The sequence below is a fragment of the Yoonia sp. genome (assembly GCF_017854565.1).
In the GTDB taxonomy this organism is placed as follows: Bacteria; Pseudomonadota; Alphaproteobacteria; order Rhodobacterales; family Rhodobacteraceae; genus Yoonia.
In genome coordinates, this window is the sequence record NZ_JAFMHJ010000041.1 from 1 (window position 1) to 26,178 (window position 26,178).

Annotated in this window: 25 protein-coding genes and 1 pseudogene; 14 read left to right on the plus strand and 12 right to left on the minus strand. The window is 59.3% G+C overall.

All coding sequences use genetic code 11. The features are described 5' to 3' along the window. Positions 1-226 (plus strand): hypothetical protein (locus QZ196_RS14050; protein ID WP_296427483.1); only part of this gene is annotated, 226 nt, incomplete at its 5' end. Between the two features lie 264 nt (positions 227-490). On the opposite strand, the gene QZ196_RS14055 is transcribed toward QZ196_RS14050, so the two are convergent. The 5 genes from QZ196_RS14055 to QZ196_RS14075 all read right to left on the minus strand — a co-directional run bounded on the left by QZ196_RS14055 (position 491) and on the right by QZ196_RS14075 (position 6,687). After that, entirely contained in the window at positions 491-2,038 is a 1,548-nt protein-coding gene (locus tag QZ196_RS14055; protein ID WP_296427485.1) for a Ppx/GppA family phosphatase, read from the minus strand. Between the two features lie 51 nt (positions 2,039-2,089). Beyond that, complete coding sequence (locus QZ196_RS14060; RefSeq protein WP_296427487.1) at positions 2,090-4,258, minus strand: RNA degradosome polyphosphate kinase; 2,169 nt, start codon at positions 4,256-4,258, stop codon at positions 2,090-2,092. Positions 4,259-4,308: 50 nt separating this feature from the next. Continuing rightward, complete coding sequence (locus QZ196_RS14065) at positions 4,309-4,968, minus strand: DnaA/Hda family protein (RefSeq protein WP_296427489.1); 660 nt, start codon at positions 4,966-4,968, stop codon at positions 4,309-4,311. A 1-nt stretch (position 4,969) separates the two neighbouring features. Further along, a complete protein-coding gene (locus QZ196_RS14070; protein ID WP_296427491.1) occupies positions 4,970-6,031 on the minus strand; it encodes an AI-2E family transporter in 1,062 nt (353 codons plus the stop codon). Positions 6,032-6,099: 68 nt separating this feature from the next. After that, a complete protein-coding gene (locus tag QZ196_RS14075; protein WP_296427492.1) occupies positions 6,100-6,687 on the minus strand; it encodes a YceI family protein in 588 nt (195 codons plus the stop codon). Between the two features lie 199 nt (positions 6,688-6,886). On the opposite strand from QZ196_RS14075, the gene proS reads away from it, so the two are divergent. The 5 genes and pseudogenes from proS (at position 6,887) to QZ196_RS14100 (ending at position 12,369) form a co-directional block, all read left to right on the plus strand. After that, positions 6,887-8,227, plus strand: a complete 1,341-nt coding sequence (gene proS, locus QZ196_RS14080; RefSeq protein ID WP_296427494.1) for a proline--tRNA ligase — start codon at positions 6,887-6,889, stop codon at positions 8,225-8,227. Positions 8,228-8,775: 548 nt separating this feature from the next. Beyond that, positions 8,776-9,384 carry a DUF2937 family protein gene (locus QZ196_RS14085; RefSeq protein ID WP_296427496.1) on the plus strand — a complete coding sequence of 203 codons (609 nt, stop codon included), beginning with the start codon at positions 8,776-8,778 and terminating at the stop codon, positions 9,382-9,384. A 74-nt stretch (positions 9,385-9,458) separates the two neighbouring features. Next, positions 9,459-10,724, plus strand: a complete 1,266-nt coding sequence (locus QZ196_RS14090; RefSeq protein WP_296427498.1) for an ABC transporter permease — start codon at positions 9,459-9,461, stop codon at positions 10,722-10,724. Then, on the plus strand, positions 10,717-11,400 hold the full coding sequence (locus tag QZ196_RS14095) for an ABC transporter ATP-binding protein (protein WP_296427500.1): 684 nt from the start codon (positions 10,717-10,719) through the stop codon (positions 11,398-11,400). The genes QZ196_RS14090 and QZ196_RS14095 overlap by 8 nt, the downstream gene beginning before the upstream one ends. Before the next feature lie 143 nt (positions 11,401-11,543). After that, positions 11,544-12,369, plus strand: a pseudogene (locus tag QZ196_RS14100) (Ldh family oxidoreductase). Here QZ196_RS14100 and QZ196_RS14105 read toward each other — a convergent pair. Next, positions 12,353-12,787 (minus strand): DMT family transporter, encoded by a 435-nt coding sequence (locus QZ196_RS14105; RefSeq protein WP_296427502.1) that lies wholly within the window; start codon positions 12,785-12,787, stop codon positions 12,353-12,355. The pseudogene QZ196_RS14100 and the gene QZ196_RS14105 overlap by 17 nt on opposite strands. Positions 12,788-12,882: 95 nt before the next feature. On the opposite strand from QZ196_RS14105, the gene QZ196_RS14110 reads away from it, so the two are divergent. The 4 genes from QZ196_RS14110 to QZ196_RS14125 all read left to right on the plus strand — a co-directional run bounded on the left by QZ196_RS14110 (position 12,883) and on the right by QZ196_RS14125 (position 15,451). Next, entirely contained in the window at positions 12,883-13,266 is a 384-nt protein-coding gene (locus QZ196_RS14110) for a c-type cytochrome (protein ID WP_296427504.1), read from the plus strand. A 97-nt stretch (positions 13,267-13,363) separates the two neighbouring features. Beyond that, complete coding sequence (locus tag QZ196_RS14115; protein ID WP_296427506.1) at positions 13,364-14,005, plus strand: DUF3047 domain-containing protein; 642 nt, start codon at positions 13,364-13,366, stop codon at positions 14,003-14,005. A gap of 75 nt (positions 14,006-14,080) precedes the next feature. Beyond that, the gene (locus QZ196_RS14120) at positions 14,081-14,473 is read left to right on the plus strand and encodes a cytochrome c (protein ID WP_296427508.1); all 393 of its coding nucleotides are present in this window, start codon (positions 14,081-14,083) and stop codon (positions 14,471-14,473) included. Positions 14,474-14,977: 504 nt separating this feature from the next. Beyond that, positions 14,978-15,451, plus strand: a complete 474-nt coding sequence (locus QZ196_RS14125) for a hypothetical protein (protein ID WP_296427511.1) — start codon at positions 14,978-14,980, stop codon at positions 15,449-15,451. Here the strand turns inward: QZ196_RS14125 and parE are convergent. Continuing rightward, the gene (gene parE, locus QZ196_RS14130) at positions 15,448-17,409 is read right to left on the minus strand and encodes a DNA topoisomerase IV subunit B (protein ID WP_296427513.1); all 1,962 of its coding nucleotides are present in this window, start codon (positions 17,407-17,409) and stop codon (positions 15,448-15,450) included. The two genes, QZ196_RS14125 and parE, sit on opposite strands and share 4 nt — an antisense overlap. 301 nt (positions 17,410-17,710) lie before the next feature. On the opposite strand from parE, the gene QZ196_RS14135 reads away from it, so the two are divergent. From QZ196_RS14135 to QZ196_RS14145, 3 genes are all read left to right on the plus strand, one after another. Continuing rightward, positions 17,711-18,667 carry a D-2-hydroxyacid dehydrogenase family protein gene (locus QZ196_RS14135; RefSeq protein ID WP_296427515.1) on the plus strand — a complete coding sequence of 319 codons (957 nt, stop codon included), beginning with the start codon at positions 17,711-17,713 and terminating at the stop codon, positions 18,665-18,667. A gap of 11 nt (positions 18,668-18,678) precedes the next feature. Further along, on the plus strand, positions 18,679-19,563 hold the full coding sequence (locus tag QZ196_RS14140; protein WP_296427517.1) for an NAD(P)-dependent oxidoreductase: 885 nt from the start codon (positions 18,679-18,681) through the stop codon (positions 19,561-19,563). Between the two features lie 75 nt (positions 19,564-19,638). After that, entirely contained in the window at positions 19,639-20,991 is a 1,353-nt protein-coding gene (locus QZ196_RS14145) for an MATE family efflux transporter (RefSeq protein WP_296427519.1), read from the plus strand. Here the strand turns inward: QZ196_RS14145 and QZ196_RS14150 are convergent. The 5 genes from QZ196_RS14150 to lgt all read right to left on the minus strand — a co-directional run bounded on the left by QZ196_RS14150 (position 20,988) and on the right by lgt (position 25,191). Then, positions 20,988-21,785, minus strand: a complete 798-nt coding sequence (locus QZ196_RS14150) for a Hint domain-containing protein (RefSeq protein WP_296427522.1) — start codon at positions 21,783-21,785, stop codon at positions 20,988-20,990. The two genes, QZ196_RS14145 and QZ196_RS14150, sit on opposite strands and share 4 nt — an antisense overlap. Before the next feature lie 321 nt (positions 21,786-22,106). Next, positions 22,107-22,268, minus strand: coding sequence for a hypothetical protein (locus QZ196_RS14155; protein WP_296427524.1), 162 nt, complete (start codon positions 22,266-22,268; stop codon positions 22,107-22,109). A gap of 237 nt (positions 22,269-22,505) precedes the next feature. Further along, entirely contained in the window at positions 22,506-23,261 is a 756-nt protein-coding gene (gene pgeF, locus QZ196_RS14160) for a peptidoglycan editing factor PgeF (RefSeq protein ID WP_296427526.1), read from the minus strand. Next, positions 23,258-24,316 carry an SAM-dependent methyltransferase gene (locus QZ196_RS14165; protein ID WP_296427528.1) on the minus strand — a complete coding sequence of 353 codons (1,059 nt, stop codon included), beginning with the start codon at positions 24,314-24,316 and terminating at the stop codon, positions 23,258-23,260. Before QZ196_RS14165 ends, pgeF begins: the two co-directional genes overlap by 4 nt. Continuing rightward, the gene (gene lgt, locus QZ196_RS14170) at positions 24,313-25,191 is read right to left on the minus strand and encodes a prolipoprotein diacylglyceryl transferase (RefSeq protein WP_296427530.1); all 879 of its coding nucleotides are present in this window, start codon (positions 25,189-25,191) and stop codon (positions 24,313-24,315) included. Before lgt ends, QZ196_RS14165 begins: the two co-directional genes overlap by 4 nt. Positions 25,192-25,296: 105 nt before the next feature. On the opposite strand from lgt, the gene QZ196_RS14175 reads away from it, so the two are divergent. Next, positions 25,297-25,542: an accessory factor UbiK family protein gene (locus QZ196_RS14175; RefSeq protein WP_296427532.1), complete on the plus strand. Its 246-nt coding sequence runs from the start codon at positions 25,297-25,299 to the stop codon at positions 25,540-25,542. The last annotated feature ends 636 nt before the right edge of the window (positions 25,543-26,178 follow it).

A 26,178-nucleotide genomic window follows, 5' to 3' on the forward strand; every position in this document is an offset into this window, starting at 1 on the left:
AATCGGGTTTGCCGGGCCGTCAATCATTGCAATCTGCGGCGCGAGCGCGACACAGAAACAGGGGCTGATCGCCAATCGACACCCAAGACAGTCTGTCACCATGGATACCGGGCACCAGCAACGTGGGCACCATACCGCAGGTTTCATCATTTTGCTTGGCGTTTGCAGCCTCTCGGCGCTGCTGCGGGGTGCCACGTGTGCCATCGCCGATGGCCTGCTCTATTAGTGTGAGCTGCCCCAACGCCTCGGCTGTGACCACCGCATTCGTCATGTTCGCAGTCGCATGCCCCCCTTCGCCCATCTTTGAACCGCAGCATGACGATATTTTTCTGTGCCCGTTGGTTGGGTGTCGGCCCACAGTCGTGACCAAAAAAGCAAGCAAATATTACCGCCGAATACTCATGTGGGGCGCCATTTTGTATGCGCGATCATTTGTTTCATGCGGTGGGGGCTAAACGGTCCGATCGTGGCATACGCCGCGTCGATCACGTTAACCCTTAAATCTTACGGTCGCTGTGGCTTCCAACGCATTGGCCAGCGCCCCCAGTCGCGCTTCGGCAACTTCCCCAAATAGCGGGCGCGCGTGTTCGGTCAGCGTCAGCACCAATTCGCGTGACTTGGCGCTCCATTTCAGGCTGCCCGGTTCTTCGTCCGGAGTAAGCCAAAGCATCGCACCAAGACGCATCGCCTTGCCTAATATTTCGGCTTCCTTGATCTGGTCGGTAGTGAGCATCGCAAATAGGGCTTCATAGCGCGAACTATCGGGCTTGTTTGTGTAACGGTTCATCAACGCAAGCCCTAGCAGTACCCGTTCATAGTGCTTGAGACCGCCCAAATTGGCACGGGTCGCATTGTCAAATGTGACTTCAGCCCTGTAGTCGGGATGCGCACGCCAACTGACGTCATGCAGCAGACAGGCCGCTTTTATGATTCGTTTGCGTTGCCAGTTTGCACGTGGAAACAATGGCTTGACGAAATTGTACAGGATGCGGCCAAAACCCGGCATGCGGGCATCTTTGGCTTCGGCAAAACGGCAAGCCTCGATCAGCGGATCACGTTCGCGCAACTCACGCGGCATTTGTTCATACAGCATCCCCTCGCGAATACCGTAGGATGATACTGCAACGTCCTTGGGCTTGAACGTGCGCATCAGCTCCTTTAACACGACCACCGCCAGTGGCACCAATGACATTCGGCTGTCGGATATATTGGCACGCAGGCGCAATTCACCCAAATCAGATTTGGCGATATAATCGGCGGTTTTCGATATCTGTCGCGATGACATCCTGTATTCATGCAGCACGGTCAGGGGATAGCCACGCCGCTCCATGTCGATGCGAGCGATGGCGCGCCACGACCCACCGACAAGAAACAGGCGCATGCCGGTTTCTTGTTCCATGTCCGCATGCAGCCCTGCCATGATCTCGCTGACATAGGTTTTGACGGCCTTTTTGCCGCCTTTGATCTCGCGCAGCTTGAGCGGGCCGAGCGGCGATGTCACCCGCCGCCCAACCCGGCCATCTGCAAGATCAGCCAGTTCCATCGACGATCCACCGATGTCGCAAACCAGCCCGTAGCTCCCCGGCCAGCCCAGCAATACACCTTGGGCCGACAGTCGGGCCTCTTCTTGGCCGTCGATGACCCAGAGTTTGATGCCGGTTTCGCGCAAGACTTCATCGCGAAAGTCTTGCCCGTCTGATGCTTCGCGCACCGCAGCGGTGGCAACGGCGGTCAAGGGCAAAATCCCCATGCCTTCGGCTAAGGCTGCAAAGCGCCTTATGGCAGACAGGGCGCGTGTGCGGCCTTCGGGGCTCAGATGTCCGGTTTCAGACAGGCCCGCGCCCAAGGCACACATGATTTTTTCATTATAAAAATAAGCCGGTGATCGCGCGGCCCCGTCAAACACGACCATGCGGACCGAGTTTGACCCAACATCGACCACGCCCACGCGGCTAAGACCCTTGACGGCGTCACCGTCGAACAACGGGCGACCAAAGGGACCCCAGTCAATGGTTTCCGCGTCCTGCTCTTGCGTCATCTGTTACCCATCCGTGTGCCGCCTCGACCATGGTCCGGGTGCCCGTATCCGTCAATCGTCGGTGTGGGTCAACTGCGGCACATCAGACGCACCCGCAGAACCACGCCCAGACAGCGATGGGTTCTCCATAAAGAACCTGTGGCAATTGAACGCAAACTCGCCTTCGGGGATCACGGCGCGGGTAAAGCTGCCATCGGCGGCCATGACCCAGCTTTGGGCCACATCAGCCATGTTCGCGGCCATCACCTGTCCGACGATCTGTGCTTTGACCGTCGCGTTTTTGATTTCGACCAATGTTTCCACCCGCCGGTTCAGGTTGCGGCCCATCCAGTCGGCAGAGCTGATATAGACCTTGGCCTTTTTCGAGGGCAGCGCATGACCATTGCCAAAACAGACGATACGCGAATGTTCAAGAAACCGCCCGACGATGGACTTTACACGAATATTCTCTGACAAACCGACCACGCTGGGCCGCAAGCCGCAGATGCCGCGAATTACCAGACTGATTTTGACCCCGGCCTGAGACGCCGCATAAAGCGCGTCGATCACATCCGTCTCGATCAGCGAATTCATCTTGGCCCAGATCATCGCCGGTTTGCCGTCGCGGGCATTGTCAGCCTCGGTGGCGATCCGGTCCAGCAGGGTTTGTTTTAATGTCAGCGGAGAAATCGACAGATTGTCCAGACCTTCGGGCGGGGCATAGCCAGACAGGTAATTGAACACTTTTGTCGCATCGCGACCCAGTTTGGGGTCGCAGGTGAACAGGCTGAGATCGGTGTAAATGCGTGCTGTGATCGGGTGGTAGTTCCCGGTGCCAAAGTGGGTGTACGTCACCAACTTATCACCCTCGCGGCGCACCACGGTGCTGATTTTGGCATGGGTTTTATAGTTCAGAAAGCCGTAGACGACATGCGCGCCTGCCCGTTCCAGTCGCCGGGATTGGCGGATATTGGCGGCCTCGTCAAACCGGGCCTTCAGTTCGACCAGTGCGGTTACCGATTTGCCGTCTTCCGCCGCCTCGCAAAGCGCGCTTACGATGGGGGATTTCTTGGAGGTGCGGTAGAGCGTCTGTTTGATTGCCACAACATTTGGATCGCGCGCGGCCTGCGCCAGAAAACGCACGACCATGTCGAACGTTTCATACGGGTGATGCAGCAGCATATCTTTTTGACGGATCGCGGCGAACATGTCGCCGTCAAAATCCTGAACCCGTTCCGGCACGCGGGGGCTGAACGTGGGCCAAAGCAGATCAGGGCGGCTGTCCATGACCAGTTCATCAAGGTCGGCTATGCCGATCAGCCCATCCACCTCGACCACGGCTTCTTCGGTCACGTGCAGTTCCGACATAATCAGCGTTTGCAGGGCCGTGGGCGCTCCGGCCGAGATTTTGAGACGGACAACCTCGCCACGCCGCCGCCGTTTGAGGGCGACTTCAAATTCGCGCACCAAATCTTCGGCCTCGTCCTCAACCTCCAGATCGCTATCGCGCAGTACCTTGAATGCGCAGTTGCCTTTGATCTGGTAGCCCGGAAAAAGGCTGGTGATATGCAGTAACAACAGTTCCTCCAGAGGCAGGAACCGATAGCCGCTCGCGGCGGGCAGTGGCACAAACCGGTCAATCTGTGCGGGCACGGGTAGCAAGGCGCGTAGGGGGCGTTTGTCGCTGGTACGTTCCAGTTGCAGGGCCAATGCAAAGCCTTCGTTGGGCAGGAACGGAAACGGATGGGCGGGGTCGATGGCCAGCGGTGACAACACGGGAAAGACCTGTTCAAGGAACACATCCTCAAGATAGGCAATATCATCCCTGCTGAGGTTTTCGCGTGTCAGCAGGTGAATATCCTGCTCTGCCAATTCGGCATTCAGGTTATTGAAAACGCTCTGTTGCCGCGCCATCAGATCGCGCGCATTGGCGTCGATCATGATAAGTTGTTCGGCGGGCGTCAGCCCATCAAGACCCGGCGTGACGTTGCCCGCATGGGCCAGTTCGCGCAGGCCAGCGACGCGCACGGTGTAGAATTCATCAAGGTTGGCTGCCGAAATGGAAAGGAACCTCAGCCGCTCCAGCAGGGGCACGCGCGGGTTTTCTGCCTCTTCCAAGACACGCCAGTTAAAGCCCAGCCAACTAAGTTCGCGGTTCACGAACCGCGCAGGTGAAGTGAGATCAATGTCGAGTGTTGTGGGGGTGGGATAGTCCCCTTCGAGAAAATTCGCTTGCATCATATGGCCTTGTGCACCGCATTTGTTGCGGCAATATGACAAGTATTGCGGTGTCAGTCCGCCTTGTCCAGCAGACGTGCCGCAAGGGCCGCATTGATTTTGCGTTGCTCGGCCAGCGCCGCAGCATCCAGACGTGCAACGATATCTGCGGCGGCAGCGAAAGACCGTTCAATGCGGGGGGCCAGATATGCCGCCAATGTGGGTGGCGGCATGATTTGGCGATCGGCAAAAAGCTTCATAATTAGGGCTTGTAGCAGTGGATCGTCGGGATCGGTGATTTGCGCAATCGTGGTTGCCTGCATCCGGCTGGCCAAATCGGGCAGGACAACGGGCCAGCGGCTGGGCGCGGTCTGGGACGTCATCAGCAGCAATCCACCTGCGTTGCGCAGATAGTTGTGCAGGTGAAACATGGCCTCTTCCGACCCGACGGGCAAATGTTCCATATCTTCGACAATGACGGTGCTTGCGTCTGTTTGAAAGTCAGCGGGCAGCGCCGCCGCCTGGACCGTCACGCTGCCGGTTTGGGTTTGGAAAATGCGCGCCAAATGGCTTTTGCCGCAACCCTTTGGTCCGGTGAGCACCAATTTGCGTTCGGGCCATGTGTCCGGCATGCTTAGCATCGCGTAGGCATGTGCGTTGGCCTCGGATACAAAAAAATCATCCGGCCCCAACGCCACGCCGGTCGGCCATTCAAAATAAAGTTGATCAGCCATGTCAGTCGTCCGAGGAAAGGCCGCGATAAAGCCGACTTTCCTTGTAGCGATTCAGCCCGTAACGCGTCACGACGCCGATCATCGCAGCCACCGGCACAGCGACCAGCATGCCGACAAACCCAAATAGCGATCCAAAGACGGACAGTGCGAAGATCAGCCAAACAGGATGCAGCCCAACAGATCCTCCCACCAGTTTTGGCGTCAGGATGTTGCCTTCGAAAAACTGGCCCAGTCCAAAGATAATGGCGATTATTGCGATGGAAAACCATTCTCCCCAGAACTGAAATATCGCAAGGCCAAGGGCCAGAACGCCACCGACAAGCGCCCCAACATAGGGGATAAAGGAAATCAGCCCGGCGATGAACCCCACCACCAGACCAAAATTCAGGCCCGCCAGCATCAGGGCCATGGCGTAATATGTGCCAAGAATGATGCAAACGGTGCCTTGCCCGCGGATAAACGACGCGAGTGTGCGATCAATATCCTTGGCGATTTTCTGAACGATGGGCGCGTGGTCGCGGGGCAGCATGTCGTTGATCTTGGCCGTCATGTTGTCCCAGTCCAAAAGCAGATAGAACGCCACAACGGGCACGATAATGATAAGAACCAGTACGTTGATCAGCCCAAGCGCAGAACTGAGCAGGCCGTTGATCACCTCTCCGCCCTTGGATTGGATCGCCTCGCCGATCTTTAGGAGTTGCTGGCGGATCGCGCTGTCGGCATCCATCAGCGCGGGGAAACGCTCGGTCAAGAACACTTGCAACCGCTCGAACAGTTCGGGTGCGGTGTTCATCAGTTGTGATGACTGCTGCATCAACGTCGGGATGACCAGCAGGATCAGCAGGACAAAGACGAATGCCGCAACCAGCGTAATGATTGTGACAGCGACGGCGCGTGTGCACCCCATCCGTTCAAGCCGATCGGCGATTGGATCAAGGCAATAGGCAATCGCCCCACCCAGCACAAACGGCAGGATGACATCACCCAAAAACCACAAGATGGTCAGGAACGCGGCAGTCGCGATGCCCCAGTATTTCGCCTGCTGTTGGACGGGAAGTGACATGTCTGATCCATTTTTGCCTGCATGATAGATGCGTTATGGATCGCGGTAGTGCAAGGGCAGGGTGCAATTTACTGCGCCCTGATCACCCGTGCTGCGATGTCCAGATGGATCAGATCGTCCACCATGTCGGCATAGCCAACTGCCCCAAAATCAGACCTTTTTACCGTCCCGCTGATCCGAAAGCTTAGGTGGCTCAGATCATTATCTGCAGAGCCTTGTTGCCGAAAAACGGCGGCTTGCAATGTCACGGGCCGTGCGACCCCCCGGATCGTCAATATTCCGTCGATCTGGCCACCTTCGGACAAATTGCGCGGGTTATTGGCCCGCACCGCCGTTGATCGAAAGCGGATTGACGCGTAATTGCCAGCGTCCAGAACGCTGGCGGCCTTCAGCGCTTCGGTCGCAAAGAATAGCCCCGTGCGCGCCCGGGTGACGTCAACCACCACCTCGACCCGGGAATTGGCGAATTGATCAAAGTCAATCATGATCCGTGCCGCCTGCACTGGCATGCTGCCCCGGTTTTCCGCGCCACTCAGGGAATAGACAAAACCGACCTCGGATTTTTCGGCTTGCAGGTCATAACTGATCGGTGCTGCCCGCACGGTCAGGGGGGCTGCCATCAACAATAGGACTATGATGCTTTTCAGTCGGGTCATGTCATGCTCCTGCTGTGGGCGGATGGTACAGGACGATGCAGCTCAATAGTCGTTTAATTTGGGGCTTTGGCCCGAGCGCGCATCACAATTGCATGATAGCACAGCAACCAATCGCATCGCAGGCCCCATTCATCTGCTTGCCACGCCGCAACGTGCGCCCTAAACCGGACCCCAAACCATATTGATTAAGGGTCCCGCCATGCGCCTGAGCCGCTATTTCCTGCCTGTTCTCAAAGAAACGCCACGCGAGGCACAGATCATCAGTCACCGCTATATGTTGCAGGCGGGGATGATCAAACAGGCAAGCGCGGGGATCTACTCGTGGCTTCCGCTGGGCTTTAAGGTGCTGCGCAAGCTGGAAAACATTGTGCATGAAGAACAGGTGCGTGCCGGGCACATCCCGATGCTGATGCCGACGCTGCAATCGGCGGACCTGTGGCGCGAAAGTGGCCGCTACGACGGCTACGGCGAAGAGATGCTGCGCATGAAGGATCGGCATGGCCGCGATATGCTGTTCAGCCCGACGGCCGAAGAAATGTTCACGGATGTCTTTCGCAGCCATGTCAGCAGCTACAAGGACCTGCCGCTGACCCTCTATCAAATCCAGTGGAAATTCCGCGACGAGGTCCGCCCGCGCTTTGGCGTGATGCGTGGCCGCGAATTTCTGATGAAGGACGGTTACAACTTTGATCTGACCAAAGAAGACGCGCTGCACGCCTACAATCGCCATCTGGTCAGCTATCTGCGGACCTATGAACGGATGGGTCTGCAGGCGATCCCGATGCGCGCTGACAGCGGCCCGATCGGTGGCGACTATACCCATGAATTTCTGGTGCTGGCGGACACTGGCGAAAGTGAAGTGTTCTATGACAGCGCCGTTACAGACATCAAAATGGGCCAGCGTGATATTGATTTCGATGACGTGGCACAGTGTCAGGCCGTGATGGAAGAATTTACATCGCTATACGCCCGCACCGATGAAACCCACGTGCCTGATGAATTCGCCAAGGTGCCAGAGGCGAACAAGCGCACAGCGCGCGGGATCGAAGTTGGTCAGATATTCTACTTCGGGACGACATATTCCGAACCGTTGGGTGCTGTGGTCGATGACGGTAGAGGCGGGCAGGTGCCTGTCCATATGGGCAGCCATGGCATTGGCGTGTCACGCCTGCTGGGCGCTATCATCGAAGCGTCGCACGACGACAAGGGCATCATCTGGCCCGAAGGTGTGACACCGTTTCACGTCGGTATTCTCAACATGCGTACTGGCGACGATGCCTGTGATGCCGCCTCCGAGGATATTTACGCAAAGATCACTGCCGCAGGGCTGGAGCCGCTGTACGACGACCGCGACGAACGGGCCGGGACGAAGTTTGGCACAATGGATATGATTGGTCTGCCATGGCGGATCACGGTCGGACCGCGAGGCGTGAAAAACGGGGTTGTCGAACTGACCAGCCGTCGCACGGGCGAAAGCGAAGAGTTATCGCCAGAAGTGGCAATCGAACGCATCGTCGAAATTTACAAGGGCATTGCGTAACCATAGCCGGGGTGGACTGGTCCCTGATTTCCGCCCCGACGGATGGCAGAGCTGCCGATCATCTGGGCGCATGGCATTGCCCGGTCTTGATCTGCCCGCAACATCGGGAAAAATGGTCAATCCTGGTGGCTTGCAGGGTGTCGCAGTGGTCTGTGTCTACCCGATGACGGGCCGCCCTGACCGGGCGCTGCCTGGTGATTGGGATGAAAGTCCCGGCGCACGCGGCTGCATTTGCCTTTTCCGCTATTGTCGGATGCCGATGGGGCGTTCGGCAAAACGACGTCGCTGCCCACGCTGATCGCCGACGGGCAGCGTTTGCTCAGACGGTTGACAATGGTCGCCCGCGATGGGGGGTGCAAAAGGTATTCTATCCCGTGTTCCCGCCTGATCGGGACGCGGCCAATGTGGTGAATTGGTTGCGGTCTGATGCGGATACCCGCGCATAGCGGCGTTAATCATTCGTGGCGCGCGAATTCTCTGCTAATCTGCGAGAAATAGAATGTCTTGAGGCCGCAGATGACAACAATCTTCCGCAACGGCACCCTGAAATGATCAGGGCTCTTTGTCTTGCAGGTGGGCTTGCCGGGGGTATGACCCTGTCGCAATTCCCTGAATTTTCGCAGCAATACCTGCAACGGCTGGCCGGGCAGGTGGATGCGCTGACAGTCGTGGTCAAGGATTTTGACGCCTCCGCGCTGGCCTCTGGCCTTGGACGCGAAGACGCGTTGGAGCAGCTTGAAGGCACCGCGTTTCTTGCCAGCCGTCAGGCCGATATGCGTCGGACCATCGCCCGCCATGCCCGCCTTGTCGAAGATCTGATACTGTTGCGCGATGCATCCCCATTGGTCCGGCTGACCCTGCCGCACCGTATGGCGGATGTGGAGACACTGCGCGCCACATGGGTTGATTTTACACCGGCTGTCCCAGTCACCGTGGCTGGCGCGGCATCTGCCGGGACAGGGTTTCTGGGCGGTTGGGCCGTGATTGCTGCACTTTTCGGTCTGATCATTTCCCCAATGCGTCGGCGTCCCTACGCGAAAAACAAGGCGGCAGCACGCCACGAACCCGCCATCCGGATTGAGCCGCCGACAACCCGGCCCACGTTGGTTACGCAGACGCCGGGCCACATTCCAAAACTTGCGGGTGCCCAACGCTAGCAGTTCACGCCAACGCGCCTTGACCATTGCGCCATCTGCCCCCACGTTGCGCCCAAATTGATGCAGGAGCAGTCATGGCCACGGTGAAAAGCACCGCCCCCTTTGCCAAATTCGAATGGATGATCGCGTGGCGTTATATCCGCGCCAAACGCGCCGAAGGTGGCGTCAGCGTTATGACTTGGATCAGCCTGATCGGCGTGACACTGGCGGTGTTCGCCTTGATTGCGACACTTGCTGTGCGGTCTGGCTTCAGGGCAGAATTCATTGACACGATTGTCGGGGCCAATGCCCACGTCACCGTCGTGCGCCCCCGCGAGGTGATCGAGGATTTCGAGGGGATGGCCGACCGCATCATGACGGTCGAAGGCGTGCAAAGTGTTGCGCCATTGGTGCGTGGTCAGTCGATGGCCAGCGCATTTGGCCGCAACACGCTGGCCGATATTTATGGGATCAAGCTTGAAGATCTCAAACAGTCGGACGCGATTGTGCAAAGTGAACGGACGATCGGGAATATCGACGATTTGCCCAATGGCATCGCGCTTGGCTCTGCGTTGGCGGCGACCTTGGGCGTCGGTATCGGGGACCGCGTTGAATTCACTATCCGTTCTGGTGCGATCACGCCGATGGGGCGCAGCACCCGGGTGAATGCCTATGATGTGGTGTTCATCTTTTCGACCGGACGCTACCAAATAGACGAAGTCCGTGCCTATCTGCCGTTCGACACCGCGCAGCTGATCTTTAACCGAGATGGCGTCGCGGACGAACTTGAAGTGCGGCTGGACGATATCAACCGTTCCGAAGAGCTAAAGCAGGTGATCGCCAATGCTGCGGGTGTGGGGACATGGGCTTACAGTTGGCAGGATCGGGTTGGCCGTTATCTGCGGGCGTTGACGATTGAGGATAACGTGATGTTCATCATCCTGTCGATCCTTGTGCTGGTGGCGTCGATGAACATCATCAGCGGGTTGATCATGTTGGTCAAAAACAAGGGTCGCGATGTGGGTATCTTGCGGACAATGGGCCTGACCGAAGGGTCGATCCTGCGGATATTCTTTATCTGTGGGGCTGGGATAGGGACGATCGGGACATTCTTTGGCGTGCTGCTGGGCTGTCTGTTTGCGATCTACATCGACCAGATATTCAGCCTTGTGAATTATGTCGCGGGCGGAGGTGTCTGGGACCCGTCCATCCGCGGTATTTATAACGTACCTGCTGAATTGCACCTGTCGGATGTCGTCAAGGCCATGTCGCTGTCTTTGGGGCTGTCATGGATCATCACGATCTTTCCTGCCCGTCGTGCGGCCCGCATGAACCCTGTAGAGGCACTGCGTTATGAGTAATCCAACATTGCAGGTCAGGGACCTGACAAAGACGTATAATCTGGGCAAGCCAAACGAAGTGAAGGTTCTGCAAGGCGCATCGCTGAGCGTGGCACCCGGCGAGGTGGTCGCGCTGGTGGCGCCATCCGGTGCGGGCAAGTCCACTTTGCTGCATATCGCGGGTCTGCTGGACACGCCGGATGCGGGAACGGTGTTGATCGAGGGGACAGACATGACCCATTTATCGGACCGCAAGCGCACGGCAGTGCGGCGTGGAACGGTGGGGTTCATCTACCAATTCCACCATTTATTGCCGGAATTCAGTGCCTTGGAAAATATCGTATTGCCGCAATTGGCGAACGGCGCGTCCGAGAAAGCGGCAAAGGCGCGTGCAATGGCGCTGCTGGACCGGGTCGGCATCGCGGACCGCGCCAGTCACCGTCCTGCGGCGCTGTCAGGGGGCGAACAGCAACGGGTGGCGTTCTGCCGCGCGCTTGCCAATGAGCCCGCGCTTTTGTTGGCGGACGAACCGACAGGCAACCTGGACCCCGATACATCTGAGCGGGTGTTCAGCACGCTTATGACGTTGGTGCGTGATACCGGGCTTGCCGCTGTGATCGCCACCCATAATCTGGAACTTGCCGCAAGGATGGATCGCCAGATCCGCATGACCGGCGGCGTGTTGGAGGCCCTGTGAAAATCGCATTTACCGAGATAGAGACGCAAAGTCGCGCAGCGCTGATCGCGCAGCGCTGATCGCGCATGGTGCGGGCGACATGCAAGCGCGCCATGTCTCCCGCGCCGTCGCCCATGCCGAGGCGCTGGGCAAGGTGATCTGTGGTGTATTGCCTCGAAAGCTACTGCACCCAGTTGGCGTCAGGCCGGGTCAATGGCACCGTTGATCCCGTCGTCAGCCGTGCGCGTCCCGGCGCGGTGATGTCTGATGCGTGCTTTGGCTTTGCGCAGCCTGCCTTTGCCGCCACCATGCCCATGGCAATCGACGCGACGCGCGAAAATGGTGCGGCGACGTTGGCCGTGGCCCATGCGCATACCTGTACCTCATTGGGTTATTTTACCGAACAGATTGCCGCCGAGGGCCTGATTGGGATGGGGTTCACCAATGCGTCGCCCGTTGTTGCGCCGCCGGGTGGCAAGACCGCCGTCATCGGCACCAACCCGATCGCAATGACCGTGCCGGGCGACGGCGCACCTGCGTGGCATTTTTATTTTTCCACGTCGGCGGTGGCACTGGGCAAAATCACGATGGCCAAGGCTGCGGGCAAGCCGATCCCGCCAGGCTGGGCGGTTGACGCCGATGGCCACAACATCCCCGGAGGTCGCCCTGAAGGGGGCGTTGGTCAGCGCAGGTAGATACAAAGGCTGGGGCTTTGGCCTGATGGCCGAGCTGTTGGCGGCGGGCATGACCGGGCCGGTCAATTCGCTGGACATCGGCCGCCTCAAGCTTCTGGACGGGCCGCCGCATGGGCTTGGGCAGTTCTATATCCTGATGGACCCCGGCATCTATCGCGATGATTTCGCAGACCGTTTCGCGCGTGTCGCTACCGCTGTCGCGGCACGGGACGGCGTGCGCATACCCGGCGCTGACCGCAAGGCGCTGGATGTGGCCGATGCGCTTTGGGCTTCTGCCCTTACGCTCGCTGCGTAACGAACACGCCTGCGGCCATCAGCGCGATACCCGCCGCACGGGTCAGGGTCAGCGGCGCGTTCTGCGCGTTGAACAATGCAAAATGATCAATGGCTGCGGCTGAAATAAGTTGCCCAAGCAGCACAAGGAACACCGCGTTGCCGACACCCATCGTTGGTGCGATCCATGTAATCGCAAGCACGTAAAACGCCACCAGAACGCCACCTGAAAACAGATGCCGCGGGGCGGTGGGCAATTTTGCGATGGCCTGTGGGTTGGTCAAAAGCGCAGTTGCTGCGGCGACGCCGAAGGCCACGACAAACAAAACCGACGCGGCCACTGCCGGCGATCCGATCTGCCGCCCCAAGGCCGCATTGAGCGCCGCAAGAACCGGCACGCCAATCCCGGCGGCCAGCATGATCAAAATGTGATGTGGCATTGGCCATCCTTCGCTGTTTCGGCCCGGCAGGGCGCGTTAGATCATGGCGGTGCGCCGCTGCCTTTGTTATCGTGGCCTAAAACAAGGAGGCAGTCATGCGGTATTTCATCATCCTCGCGGCATTCGGTCTGGGCGCCTGCGTCGAGGAACCAGTAGACGGGCGCACGGCATATCTGGCCGATTGCGCGGGCTGCCATGGCAGCGACGCCACGGGCAATGGCCCCGCCGGGCGCGGATTGTCGGTTGCACCGCCCGATTTAACGTCCATCAGCCGCCGCAACGGCGGAAGCTTTCCGCGCGACCGCGTGATGAGCACGATTGACGGCCTGGATCGCGGCGCGCATTTCAGCCCCGCAATGCCGGAATTTGGGGCCGGCGACATGGGCGATACGGTGATTGTTGAAACTGATGGTCTGGGTACGCCAGTGCCCATGCGGCTGTTGGTCTTGACCGAGTATCTGGAAAGCATCCAGCAGTAACCAAACGTGACAATGCTGTGAAGACAGCTGTCTTTTTCTTTTTTGGCGGGCTTTCTGCGCTAATTGTTGCGCATAACCAAGCCAAAGGAACAAAACCATGCGACTGATCCTGTCTGCGGCCCTTGTCGTGGCGACGGCCCTGTCTGCATCTGCAGGCCCCATCGACTTTGCCAAGGGCTGGGCCGAGCAGCGATTGCAGATGTTTGGGTCAAATGACTATGTCTTTGGCCCCGACCTTGGGATCGTATCCGAAGGCTCTGTATCGTTGGCATGGACCCGGTTGCCCCGCGCCGAATGGGGCGCCCGGGCTGCGACGTGGCGATGGTCGGTTGCGCAATCTGTTCCGCCGACCGATCTGGCGCTGAAAGGTGGGGACGATCGCAATATTTCGATCTATTTCGTTTTTCTGCCGCCCGATCAGGCCCATGCAACCCAAGGTGCCAATATCCGCAGCCTGATGGGCAACGATCAAGTCCGCGTTCTGCAATATGCATGGGGTGGGAACCACACCCGCGGGCAGGTGATCCCGTCGCCCTATGGCCCGGCGGGGCAAGGCGCCACTGTTGCGCTACGGCAGGCGGGCACCGGGGCACACAGTGAAAGTGTCGACTTATCAAAGGATTATGCCGCTGCATTCGGTGGTGCGCCGGGGGCATTGGTCGGGATGGCGGTCTCTGCTGACAGCGACGATACGGATACGGTGATCCGTGCGGCGGTGGGCGGAATGATCCTGCGGTAGGTGGGGTTGATTTGCATCAAAGCAGGCGATTTCCCGGGCGGTATCGTGGCTTTGATAGCCATTAAGGAGGACGCGATGCGCTTGTTCACTTGGATCGTCATGATGGGTCTTGCGGCACCGGTTTCGGCGCAGGACGTGCAACGCGGAGAGGCGCTCTACCAGTTTTATTGCGCGACCTGCCATGGGACAGCAGCCACGGGCAATGGGCCGATGTCGCCATCTCTGGTGGTGCCGCCCGTCGATTTGACGCAGCTAACCGCAGGAAATGGCGGTGTTTTTCCCGTAAGCCGCATCATCGCGCGGATTGACGGACGCGATCCGTTGGTCAGCCACGGCAGCGCGATGCCGGTCTATGGCGACTTCTTTGAAGGGCGCGATGTGGCGGCCAAGGCCGAGACGGGCCAGCCGATCATGACCAGTCAGCCGATCGTGGATTTGTTGGCGTATCTTGAAGCGTTGCAGGGCTAGGGCCGCCACCGCGACGGAAGCAATATTGCGTACAGATCGCGTACATACAGCGTACGTACGTTTCGTATGGCGGGTTGGCGGGTTGGCGGGGAGAACCCCGCCCTACGGGTGCTGGAAACGGTATATGTTTGCCGTACAGACCCGGTACAGACGCTGTACAGACGCTGTACGCACGGGGTGCAGGGGGTGATTTGTGGGGGGTGAAGCCCATCCAATGGCGAACCGCCCCCAACCCCATGTCCCTCCCGGTCCGGGGCTCCGCCCGTTTGAACCTGAAATGGTCCCCCGGACCATTTCCGAGACGGTTCAAACCCCTCCCCCGGGAGGGCGCTTCGCACCCACCCAGGGTCGGGCGTTGCCCTATGTGGGATATGTGGTGATGTAGGGTGCGTGCTTACACGCACCATAGGGTTGGGCGGTGCGTGCTAGCACACACCCTACGGCTTGCTTTCGCGCGGATAGTTTGGTCGGATGATGCTCTGCCATACAGCAAGGTCAAATAGAATGTCTGAATATCGGTTTCTGCTAAGAGATACAGAAGCGGCAGTTGAATGGCTGGAGGACGAGGATGATCATCAACGGCGCAGGATACTCTATGCCGCTGTAATGGGGTTGCTCTACAGTATCTCTGATGTCTTGGATCGTGATGGGGCAAAACATGTCAGGCAGGCAATTCAAAAGGCTCGCTGTAGGTGGAAGTCTGAAAGTGAGGCCGGACAATTTAATTGGTTCTATGATTTTATTCGTCCCGAACGGACTAGAGTAGTGCATGAGGGTCGACATTCTCATTCTGACGACACCCCAATATTCCTGATTGTTGCCCAATCCAATGAAGTTGCTGACTTGGAAGAGGACTATTCAGATGTATACTGGCCGACAGAGCTTGAGAAACTCTCCGGACAAGATGTGAGAGATGTCTTGAAAAAGGCATTGGATTGGTGGGTCGCAGAGCTACGGATCATGGGATTGGACACCTAAACATCCAACTCCTCCACAAACCGTGCGTTCTCTTGAATATACTGGAACCGTAACTCAGGCTTTTTGCCCATCAGACGCTCGACCAGATCGGCGGTGTCGCCCGGTTGATCGTCGTGGATGGTCACGCGGATGAGTTTGCGGGTTTTGGGGTCCATCGTGGTTTCTTTGAGGTCCTTGGCGTCCATTTCGCCCAAGCCTTTGAATCGCTGCACGTCGATTTTCCCTTTGCCGCCAAGGCCCTTGGCCATCACGGCGTCTTTGGCGGCGTCGTCTGCGACGTAGACGCGGCGCGCGCCTTGCGTCAGCCGGTAGAGCGGCGGGCAGGCCAGATAAAGGTGGCCGTGGTCGATCAGTGGCCGCATCTGGGTAAAGAAGAAGGTCATCAAAAGCGCCGCGATATGGGCGCCGTCGACATCAGCGTCGGTCATGATGATGATCTTGTCATAGCGCAGGTCTTCGACGTTGAATTTTGTGCCCATGCCAACGCCGAGCGCCTCGCAGAGGTCGTTGATTTCGGCATTGGTGGTCAGCTTTGATGATGCGGCGCCCAGCACGTTCAGGATCTTGCCCTTGAGCGGGAGAAGCGCCTGATTGACCCGGTTGCGCGCACCTTTGCCAGAGCCACCCGCGCTGTCGCCCTCGACGATGAACAATTCGGTTCCGGCGCGGTCTTTGGAGGTGCAGTCGGTCAGCTTGCCGGGCAGGCGCAGTTTTTTGGTAGCGGTTTTGCGGGCGGTTTCCTTTTCCTGACGCCGTTTCAGTCTTTCTTCGGCGCGCAGCACCAGAAAATCAAGGATCGCACCGGCGGATTTCGTGTCGGCCGCCAGCCAGTTGTCAAAGTGGTCGCGCACGGCGGCATCGACCATGCGCTGCGCGTCGGTGGTGGCCAGCCGGTCCTTGGTTTGGCCGACAAATTCGGGTTCGCGGATAAAGCATGACACCAGCGCACCGGCGCCTGCGGTCAGGTCTTCGCGGGTGATGGTCGCGGCCTTTTTGTTGGAGACGAGATCGCCGTAGGCTTTGATGCCCTTGAGGATCGCGGACCAGAACCCGGCCTCGTGGGTGCCGCCTTCGGGGGTGGGGACGGTGTTGCAGTAGGATTGGATGAAACCGTCGCGCGCAGGGGTCCAGTTGATCGCCCATTCGACCTTGCCGGGCACGCCGAATTTGTCCTGGAACGACACGGTGCCAGCGAAAGGTTTGTCGGAATAGGTGGTCGCCCCGGCGAAGACTTCGCTCAGGTAATCGGCCAGACCGCCAGGGAATTTAAAGGTCGCTTCGCACGGGGTTTCATTGTCGTCGATGGCGGTTTTCCAGCGGATTTCGACACCGGAAAAGAGGTAGGCCTTGGACCGGGCCATTTTGAACAGGCGGGCGGGTTTCAGCGTGAGGTTGCCAAAGATTTGCGGGTCGGGGTGAAAGGTGACGGCGGTGCCGCGCCGGTTGGGGGCCGCGCCGATTTTCGCCAGCGGGGCCTGGGGGATGCCGCGCGAGAATTCCATCATGAACAGTTCTTTGTTGCGCGCGACTTCGACCCGCAGGTGGTCGGACAGCGCGTTCACGACGGATGAGCCGACGCCGTGCAGACCGCCCGAGGTCTGGTAGCTGTCGCCGGAAAATTTGCCGCCGGCGTTGAGCGTGCAAAAGATGATTTCCAGCGCGGTTTTGGTCGGGAATTTGGGATGCGCATCGGTGGGGATGCCGCGCCCGTTGTCACGGACGGTGACGTGGCCGTTGGCGTGTAATTCGACCTCGATCCATGTGGCGTGGCCTGCGACGGCTTCGTCCATGGAGTTGTCGATGATTTCGGCGACCATGTGGTGCAGCGCGCGTTCGTCCTTGCCGCCGATGTACATGCCGGGGCGCAGGCGCACATGCTCCATATCCTCGAGGACTTCGATGGACGAGGCGTTGTAGTCGTCGGGGGAGGACGCCCCGGAGAGGAGATCATTTGCCATGGTGCTGCTCGTTTCTGATATTTGGGACAGTATGGCAGAGCGTCGGGAGACGGGGAAGGGGATAACGGCCAGCGAATGTGTTGCGCGGTCGCAAGGGTCGCCGTGTGTTGTCCATTCACGGGGCGTTTCGTGTGTGGTGCAATGATTTTCAATCTGCCGGACCAGTTGCACCGGATCACCGTCAGTGATCCGGAACCGGCGTTGCGGGACCGGAAAATGGTATTTACCCGAACGCGCAAATAGCAGGTTGGCCTTTTGTGAATCTGTCGCATAGCGTTGCGTCAAAGAGAAAAGGGTCACCATGAAGATTGCCGTGCTGGATGATTACGCGGGGGCCGCGCTGCGGCTGGCCGATTGGGACGGGCTGGATGTGACGGTTTTCAGCGACACGATCAGCGATCAGGCCGCGCTTGTTGCGCGGTTGCGCCCATTCGATGTGATTTGTCTGATGCGCGAGCGGACGCCGATGCCCGCTGCGGTGATCGGGGCATTGCCGCAGCTGCGGCTGATCGTGACCAGCGGCCCCAGAAACGCATCCATTGATCTGGACGCGGCCCGCGCGGCCGGGGTGACCGTTTGCGGCACGCCTAGCCGCAAGACGACGACATCGGAATTGACTGTGTTGATGATGCTGGCGCTTAATCGGCGGTTGATGCCAGAGGTGGCAGCGTTGCACGGGCCGGCCAGTTGGCAAACGGGGCTGGGCCGTGATGTGGCGGGGCTGACGCTGGGCCTGATTGGGTTGGGCAACATCGGCGCGCAGATGGCGGTTTTGGGTCGCGCGTTGGGGATGCAGGTTTGCGCGTGGTCGCAGAACCTGACCGATGCGCGCGCGGCAGAGGTCGGCGTGACGCGCATGGGCAGTCTTGCCGCATTGATGGCCGCATCGGATGTGGCGACGGTGCATCTGGTATTGTCGCCACGCAGCGAGGGGCTGTTGGATGCTGCGGCGTTCGCGGTTGCCAAACCGGGTCAGGTGTTTATCAATACATCGCGCGGGCCGATCGTGGACACGCCCGCGTTATTGGCCGGACTGCGCGTCGGGCACCCCGCGATGGCGGGTCTTGATGTGTTCGACGCAGAGCCGCTGCCGGTGGATGATCCGCTGCGCGATGCCGATTTGATTGCAGCGGGCACGCTTTTGCTGACGCCGCATCTTGGTTATACGACCGAGGCGACGTTTGCCTTGTTTTACCGCGAAACGGTTGCGGCGATCACCGCATGGGCGGCGGGCGCGTCGATACGCGTCTTGGCTTGAGGGAGAAGGATATGCGGGTTTTCTTTACGGGTGGATCTGGCAAGGCGGGCAAGCATGCGATCACGCATCTGCAGGGCCTGGGGCATGTGGTGGTGAATGCTGATCTGGTGCCATCGGGGTTGGACGTGTCCGAGTTGCTGATTGATCTGACCGATGCGGGCCAGGTGATTGGCGCGATGTCGCAGTTCACGGATTTTCACGAGCTGGATGCGGGCACCGGCGTGCCACGCTATGATGCTGTCGTGCATTTCGCCGCTGTGCCGCGGGTGATGATCGGGACCGATGGCGAATGTTTTCGGATCAATACCCAGTCGACCTATAATGTGATCGAGGCGGCAGTAAAGTTGGGTATCCCCAAGGTGATCTTTGCCAGTTCGGAAACCACCTATGGCGTTTGTTTCGCCGATGGTGTGGTAAAGCCTGATTATGTGCCCGTGGATGAGGATCACCCAACGGTGCCCCACGACAGTTATGCGATGTCCAAGGTTTGCAACGAGGCCACGGCGCGGTCATTTCAGGCGCGCACCGGCGCGGATATCTACGGCTTGCGGATCAACAACGTGATTGAGCCGGATGAGTATGCGACGGATTTCCCGGCGTTCATGGATGATCCGGCGCGGCGGCGGCGCAATATATTCGCCTACATTGATGCCCGCGATCTGGGGCATATGGTGGATTGTTGTCTGAAAACGGACGGTTTGGGGTATCAGGTGTTTAACGTGTCCAATGACGACATGTCGGTCGGTATCAGGTCCGGCGAGGTGATCGCGCGGTTCTACCAAGGTGTGCCCGTGACCCATGACATGCGCCCCGATGAGACGTTTTACGCCAACGACAAAGCCAAGCGCATGGTTGGTTTCGCGCCCAGATATGGCTGGCGGGATGTCCTGAGCTAATGTGACGCCAAGGGGGGCAAGGCCGGTGTATGATGTCTATGGACGGAGCAATGTATCCAGCCTAATGACTATCGCATGGAACCCCTTGCCCTGACATATCGCGCCCACACGCGGGCCATCCTGCGGCTGGGGATGCCGCTGATCCTTAGCAATCTGGCGCAATTTGCGATCCATATGACCGATACGATCATGCTGGGGTGGTATGACGTGACCGCGCTTGCCGCGTCGACCATTGCGACCACATTATTTTTCGTGATCTTTATTGTCGGGGCGGGTTTTGCCCAGGCTGTGACGCCCATGGTGGCCGCCGCAGTTGAGGATGGTGACGATGTGCAGGTCCGGCGCGTGGCGCGGATGGGGCTGTGGCTGTCGATCATTTATGGGCTGGCCGTCACGGTGCCGTTTTTCTGGGCCGAGGAAATCCTTGTGGCGATGGGGCAGGATGCCGATGTGGCGGCGTTGGCGCATATCTATTTGCAGATCGTGATCTGGCAGATGATCCCGGCGCTGATGGTTATGACGCTCAAGTCATTCTTGGCGGCTCTGGAGCATACCGCCATTATCCTTTGGTCCACGATTGGCGCGGCAATCATGAATGTCGTTGTCAACTACGCCTTGATCTTCGGTAATCTTGGCGCGCCGGAAATGGGGATCAAGGGGGCGGCGATTGCGTCGCTTTCGGTGACGGCGGTCACGTTATTGTTGATTGCGGTGTATATCGTGCGCCGACTGCCGCAATTTGAACTGTTCAAGAATTTCTGGCGGAGCGACACCGAGATTATGGCCCGCGTCTTTGCGCTGGGCTGGCCCATTGGTCTGACGTCATTGGCCGAGGGCGGTTTGTTCAGTGCGAGTGCGGTGATGATGGGGTGGATCGGCCCGATCGAGCTGGCCGCCCACGGCATTGCCATCCAGTTGGCCAGCCTGACCTTTATGGTGCATATCGGGTTCAGTCAGGCCGCGACGGTGCGGGCCGGACGGGCACTGGGCCGCCGGGACGAGGTCCTGTTGCGCCGGGGTGGGGTGACGGCGATTGGCCTGTCCGCCCTGTTTGCGATCGTGACGTCGACCGTATTTCTGGCCATCCCGGAAACGCTGGTGGCGTTGTTTATTGATCCGGCCGAGCCTGAGCGCGCGCGGCTGTTGCAGGTGGGGGCCAGTCTGGTGATGATCGCGGCCTTGTTCCAGATCGTGGATGCTGCGCAGGTCATGGTTCTGGGCCTGCTGCGCGGGGTGCAGGATACGACCGTGCCGATGATCATGGCGACGTTCAGCTATTGGGTTGTGGGGATGCCTGCCAGTTATATGCTGGCTTTCTGGCTGGATATGGGGGGCGTCGGCCTGTGGCTGGGGCTTGTTGTGGGCCTGTCGCTGGCTGCGGTGCTGCTGATGCTGCGTTTCTGGGGCCGTTCGGTGAAAATCAGCTAGTTCCCGGCGAACAGATCCAGATCGCGCAGGCGCAGGCGCGGGTTTTGCATGATGTCAAAATCCTCGAGCGAGCGTTTGTGCGGAAACAGCGACAGGTAGGTTGCCAGCATTTCACCGCGCAGGCCAAGGGCGAATGCCGTTCCGGGGTGCAGGCTTTCTATGTCGATGCCATTGACCGACAATCGTTGATGGCGGGCAAAGCCAAGTTGATAGACGTTCACCGGCGCTGCGGGCCGCAGGGCGATGATATAGGTGCCATCGACAAAATCCCGTGCGGGGATAAACGCGGCATCGCTGCCGGTCATGGCGCGAATTCCGTTGGCCTTGTGATAAAGTCGGGCGGTCGGGCCAAGCACCAAATCAGGCGAGGGGCGGTCGTACCCCAAGGCATCTGCCATGATCCGGATCAGGCTGCTGGTTTCGGGGCTGGCGTTGGGGTCATCGGGTTTGATCGTGATCGCCCCACGCCACAACAGCGTTTCATAGCCCCCGTTCGCCACGCGGATACGGTCGCCGGGGTGCAAATCCTCGACCGCGACCGGCCCGGTTTCGGTTTGCAGAATTGCGCCATGACCCAGAGCGCCAAAGGCGTCTTCGAACACCGGCAAAGCAGGTGCCATGCGGGTCACATATTCGATTTTACCGGCGCCGTTCAGATACGCGACCTCGTACTTGCGCAAGGGCGCGTTGCTGCGTCTTGGCTGTGCATCGGGGTGTGGCGCGCGCGGCACGCGGCTTGGCCTTTTGTCTTTGCCTGCTGCAAAACGCGCAGCAGCGGGACGGATCGAATCCATGCGATTGCCTAACGGTTTTCACATCATTCGTCGGCCCCACCGACAACGTCTGAGGAAAGTTACTATTGTTTTGATCCTGCCCTAAATCGCGCCGCCATGTCAAAATATTTCGTGTTTTCTGTCGGTTAGACGGTCAATTCATTCGTTTGAACCGGCACTGTCGCCGCATTGCGCGCAGTTGGACAGCGTGAGGGCCGACACGTGTGAGGGGCGCCGCAGGGGGGCCGAATCTGTGGCCCTTTGTTGCACTATGCGGCTAACAGAACACAGCGCGACCACAGGTTTGCGCGGTTTTATTATTCCAGTGGTGGGGGCGGTTGTTCAGGCCCGGAGGTTTTGTGCGGGCTGCGGCCTGTTGGCATCGCCCACCAATACCCTGCGGCGGCTGATCATCGCTGCACGCTGTGCGCCACGTTCCCAGGGCATAGGCGTGTCATAGGCTGCGACTGCAGCTTCGAGGGATTTCTGCCAGCGGTCTTTCATTGCTTTGCCCTTTTTGCCTGTTACGCCCGGAGTGGCGGTATTGGACCCAACTTGGTCGATCAAACTGGCAAGACTTTGGCAACGCGGAAAAAAGTTTCAGATCGGCCCCATATCCGGTCGTGTGGGGGGTAACATTCTGAAAGTTAAGCTAGATTTTACCCAGCATAGTCTGCGCGACATGAATGCAAGTTTAACGCAAGGCGATGTCGGCACAAGTCTGCCCCATTGCTGACTTGATTAGAGCCGGATCGCGGCAATGAGCCGCCCGTAATCCGCTTCTTTATGGTGAACGGACCTGCGGTAGCTGAAAAACCGCTTTTCGTCGGCATAGGTGCAGTGGCGGGTCCAGTTGGCGCTGGCGACCCCGCATTTTTTCAGACGGTACAGACCAAAGGCAGGCAGGTCGAAATGCAAACGGTCACCGCGGCCCTGCACGAAGAACCGCGCATAGCCGGGATCGTGGTCCACGAAAAGTTGCCTGAATTCCGGCCCGACTTCGTAATTGCGCTGGCTGATCGTGGGTCCGATCACGGCTGCGATATCGGCCCGTGCGGCACCCAGTGCTTCCATCTTGGTGATCGTCGCCTCCAGCACGCCGTGCAGCGCACCTTTCCAGCCAGCATGGGCGGCACCGATGACGCGGGCCTTGTGGTCGGCAAACAGGACCGGCTGGCAATCAGCGGTCAGGACGGACAGGGCGACACCGGGGGTGGCGGTGACCAGCGCGTCGGCCTTGGCGGGGGTATCAAGCGGCCCGGTCACGGCGACGACATTGGCGGAATGTATCTGATGCACGCCGACCAGATGATCGGGCGGCAGCTGCAGCGCCGTCGCGACCCTTGCGCGATTGATGGCGACGATGTCGTGCTGGTCAGAACTGCCAAAGCCGCAGTTCAGCCCGGTAAAGACACCCGAGGACGCACCACCGGCCCGGGCAAAGAACCCGTGCGTCGCGCCATGCAGGGCGGGGTCGGTAATAATGTCGAGTGTCATGGTTCCAGTCCGGGGGGCGCGGTGGCCGTTGCGGGATAGATGCCGATCACTTTGAACAGGTCACCCATTTCTGCGGGGTGGGTCAAGCGCCGATGTGCGCTGATGTGATTTTCAAGGGCCGTGTCTGTCAGGTTGGCCGCAAGGCTTTGTGCCCGCCGGGTGATGCCCAGACGTTCAAGAAAGACGCCCTGCGGCGTGAGCCGGGTGAATTTGGCGGGCCGCGCCTGCGCCGCGATGGCCGCAAAATCGACATGCGCGGTCAGGTCGGCGTGGCCGGGGTTTGCCAGCGGGTCGGCGTGGTCATGCCGTCTCAGGGCCTGCAAGGTGTCGCCCTGTGACTGCCAGTCACCGTAGTCGATGATCAGGGCCGCGCCGCCATGGGCGTCGATCGTCCGGCTCATGGCGTGGATGATGCCGGGCAGGGCCGGGCAATGTTCGACAAGGTCGCCGTCCTTGGTATCGGCCAGCCGATGTTCCAGCAATGCCAGCGGGGCGGGGGCCGACAGGCCAAGGGTCAGCTTGCCATCGGTGACGCCGACCATGCGTTCGCGCCAGCCTGCGCCGTCACGTATGAATTGCCGGATCGGCAGGGCATCGAAGAATTCGTTTGCGATCACGAATAAGGGTGCATCGGGCAGGGTGTCCACGGTGTCGTGCCATTGGGCGTGGGGGGCATTCTGCGCCTGTGCGGCCCGCAGGACCGGCGATGTTTCGACGAAATGCACGGCAAGGGCTGCATGAAAGCCCGGCACATTGCGCGTGGCCCGCAGGGCGTCGGCCATCAGCGTGCCGCGTCCGGGGCCAAGTTCGGCCAAGGAGATCGGGTTGGGCGCACCTTGGTCCATCCAGCTTTGCGCCAGCGCCAGCCCGATCAGTTCCCCGAACATTTGGCTGATTTCAGGCGCGGTGATGAAATCGCCCGCAGCGCCCAGCGGGTCGCGGGTGGCATAGTAGCCATGGGTCGGATGCATCAGGCAGTCTGCCATGTAATCGGCCAGCGTGATCGGCCCGGTCTGCGCGATGCGCGTGACCACAAGGTCGCGCAGCGCCGTCATTTGTGCCGTGCGCGCATGACAACGGCCAGCCCGATGACGATCATCGGCAGCGTGAGAAGTTGCCCCATGGTCAGGCCAAGGCCGCCATAGTGCAGCGCCCAGCCCAGATCATTGCCCAGCGTGACGAATTGCGCATCAGGTTGGCGGACAAATTCGACCATGAACCGGGCAAAGCCATAGCCCGCAAAGAAGACGCCGGATAACAGCCATGGTTTCCTGAGCGCGCCAAAGCGGAAGGCCAGCAGCAGCAATATGGCACCCAGCAGCAGCCCCTCCAGCCCGGCTTCGTACAGTTGCGAGGGATGGCGCGCGCAAGGCTCCAGCGCGGTGGCGCAGCGCTGTGCGGCCTGACCCGGAAAGATCACGCCCCACGGCAGGTCGGTCGGGCGGCCCCACAGTTCGGCATTGATGAAATTCGCGCAGCGCACCAGCAGGATCGCGGGGGCGGCTGAAACGGCGATGATATCGGCCAGATCGGGCAGGGGCACCTTGAACCTGCGACTAAACAGGTAGACCCCGGCGACAACCCCCAGAAAGCCCCCATGAAACGACAGCCCGCCTTCCCATATCTTGATGATATCAAGAGGGTTGGACAGGTACGCCGCCGGTTTGTAAAACAGCACATAGCCCAGCCGCCCGCCGCCGATGACCCCGAACACGATATAGGTCAGCAGATCGTCAAGCTGTGCCACCGCCATGGGCGGGCCGTTCCGCCACAGTGCAGGCCGGCGCAGCGCGAATTTGATGATCTGCCAGCCCAGCGCAATGCCGACGATATAGGCCATCGCATACCAACGCAGCGCCAATGTCCGCCCGAAAACGGTGAAGGACACGATCTCCGGAGAGATATCGGGGAAGGGTATAGCGGCTAACATGGCGCTATTCCTTTCGTGGCCTTGCGGTGAAGTCAACCGACCTTGTCGGCTTGTGCGCCGGGCCAGCAAGGCCCATATAGACCAGAACAGCGATTGGAGAGTGCCATGCAGAGCAAAAACAAGATTTTCGACGACCTGAGCCAATTGATGACCAATGCGATGGGTGTCGCCCAGGGTGCCAAGGACGAGGCAAATACGGCGATGAAATCAATGATGGATCGCTGGCTTGCGGACCGCGATTTTGTCACCCGCGAAGAATTCGACGCCGTGCGCGCCATGGCGCAGAAAGCCCGCGAAGAGAACGAAGCGCTGTCTGCACGGCTCGCTGCGCTCGAGTCCAAGGCGCAATAAGCGCGAATTTGGCGGACAAGGGGGGGCTTCGGCCCTTGCTTTCAAGATCAGGTGGCCCGCGCGATTGTGCGGCCCGCAGCGTACCGTGATGCAATATGCACCGGCTTGAGGCCCGTTTGGCCCGCAGATTGCACTTTCGTGCGACATATCCCCATTGTACGGGAACAGTAGGTATTGCAGTGCAGGGTTTTGGTGGGAATAGGCGATAATTGCCGGGAACTCGTGACATTGGGTTATAAAAATAAGGGCTATGACAAGGCGCGGGCTTTGGGCGGTGAAAATTGGCAGTTGTTTGCAGAAAGTGCAAAGAAGGGGCTGAATGAGACCTTGGGCACCGATTTTGGCGCATGTGGTGGTGCGCAGGCGCTGTGCGGGTCGACTGGCCGCAAACCCCATTTAAATAGGGTTTAAATGGCCGTTGAACGGTCGGTTGGGCGTGGAGATGTGGCGTGTTGGACGCTGCGAACTTGAACGCAGCCATTCAAGTTTGAGTTCGGCGTTCAAGAAAGCAAATACGCCAATCAAAACAATACGATGGGTTGTCGGGACTCTGTTGCACAAATCGGCTGATGGCCGAGGTACCCCTTTCCCTGGACAGACTTATCCCACGGTCTCTGTGACGGGTATGCCGAGCGC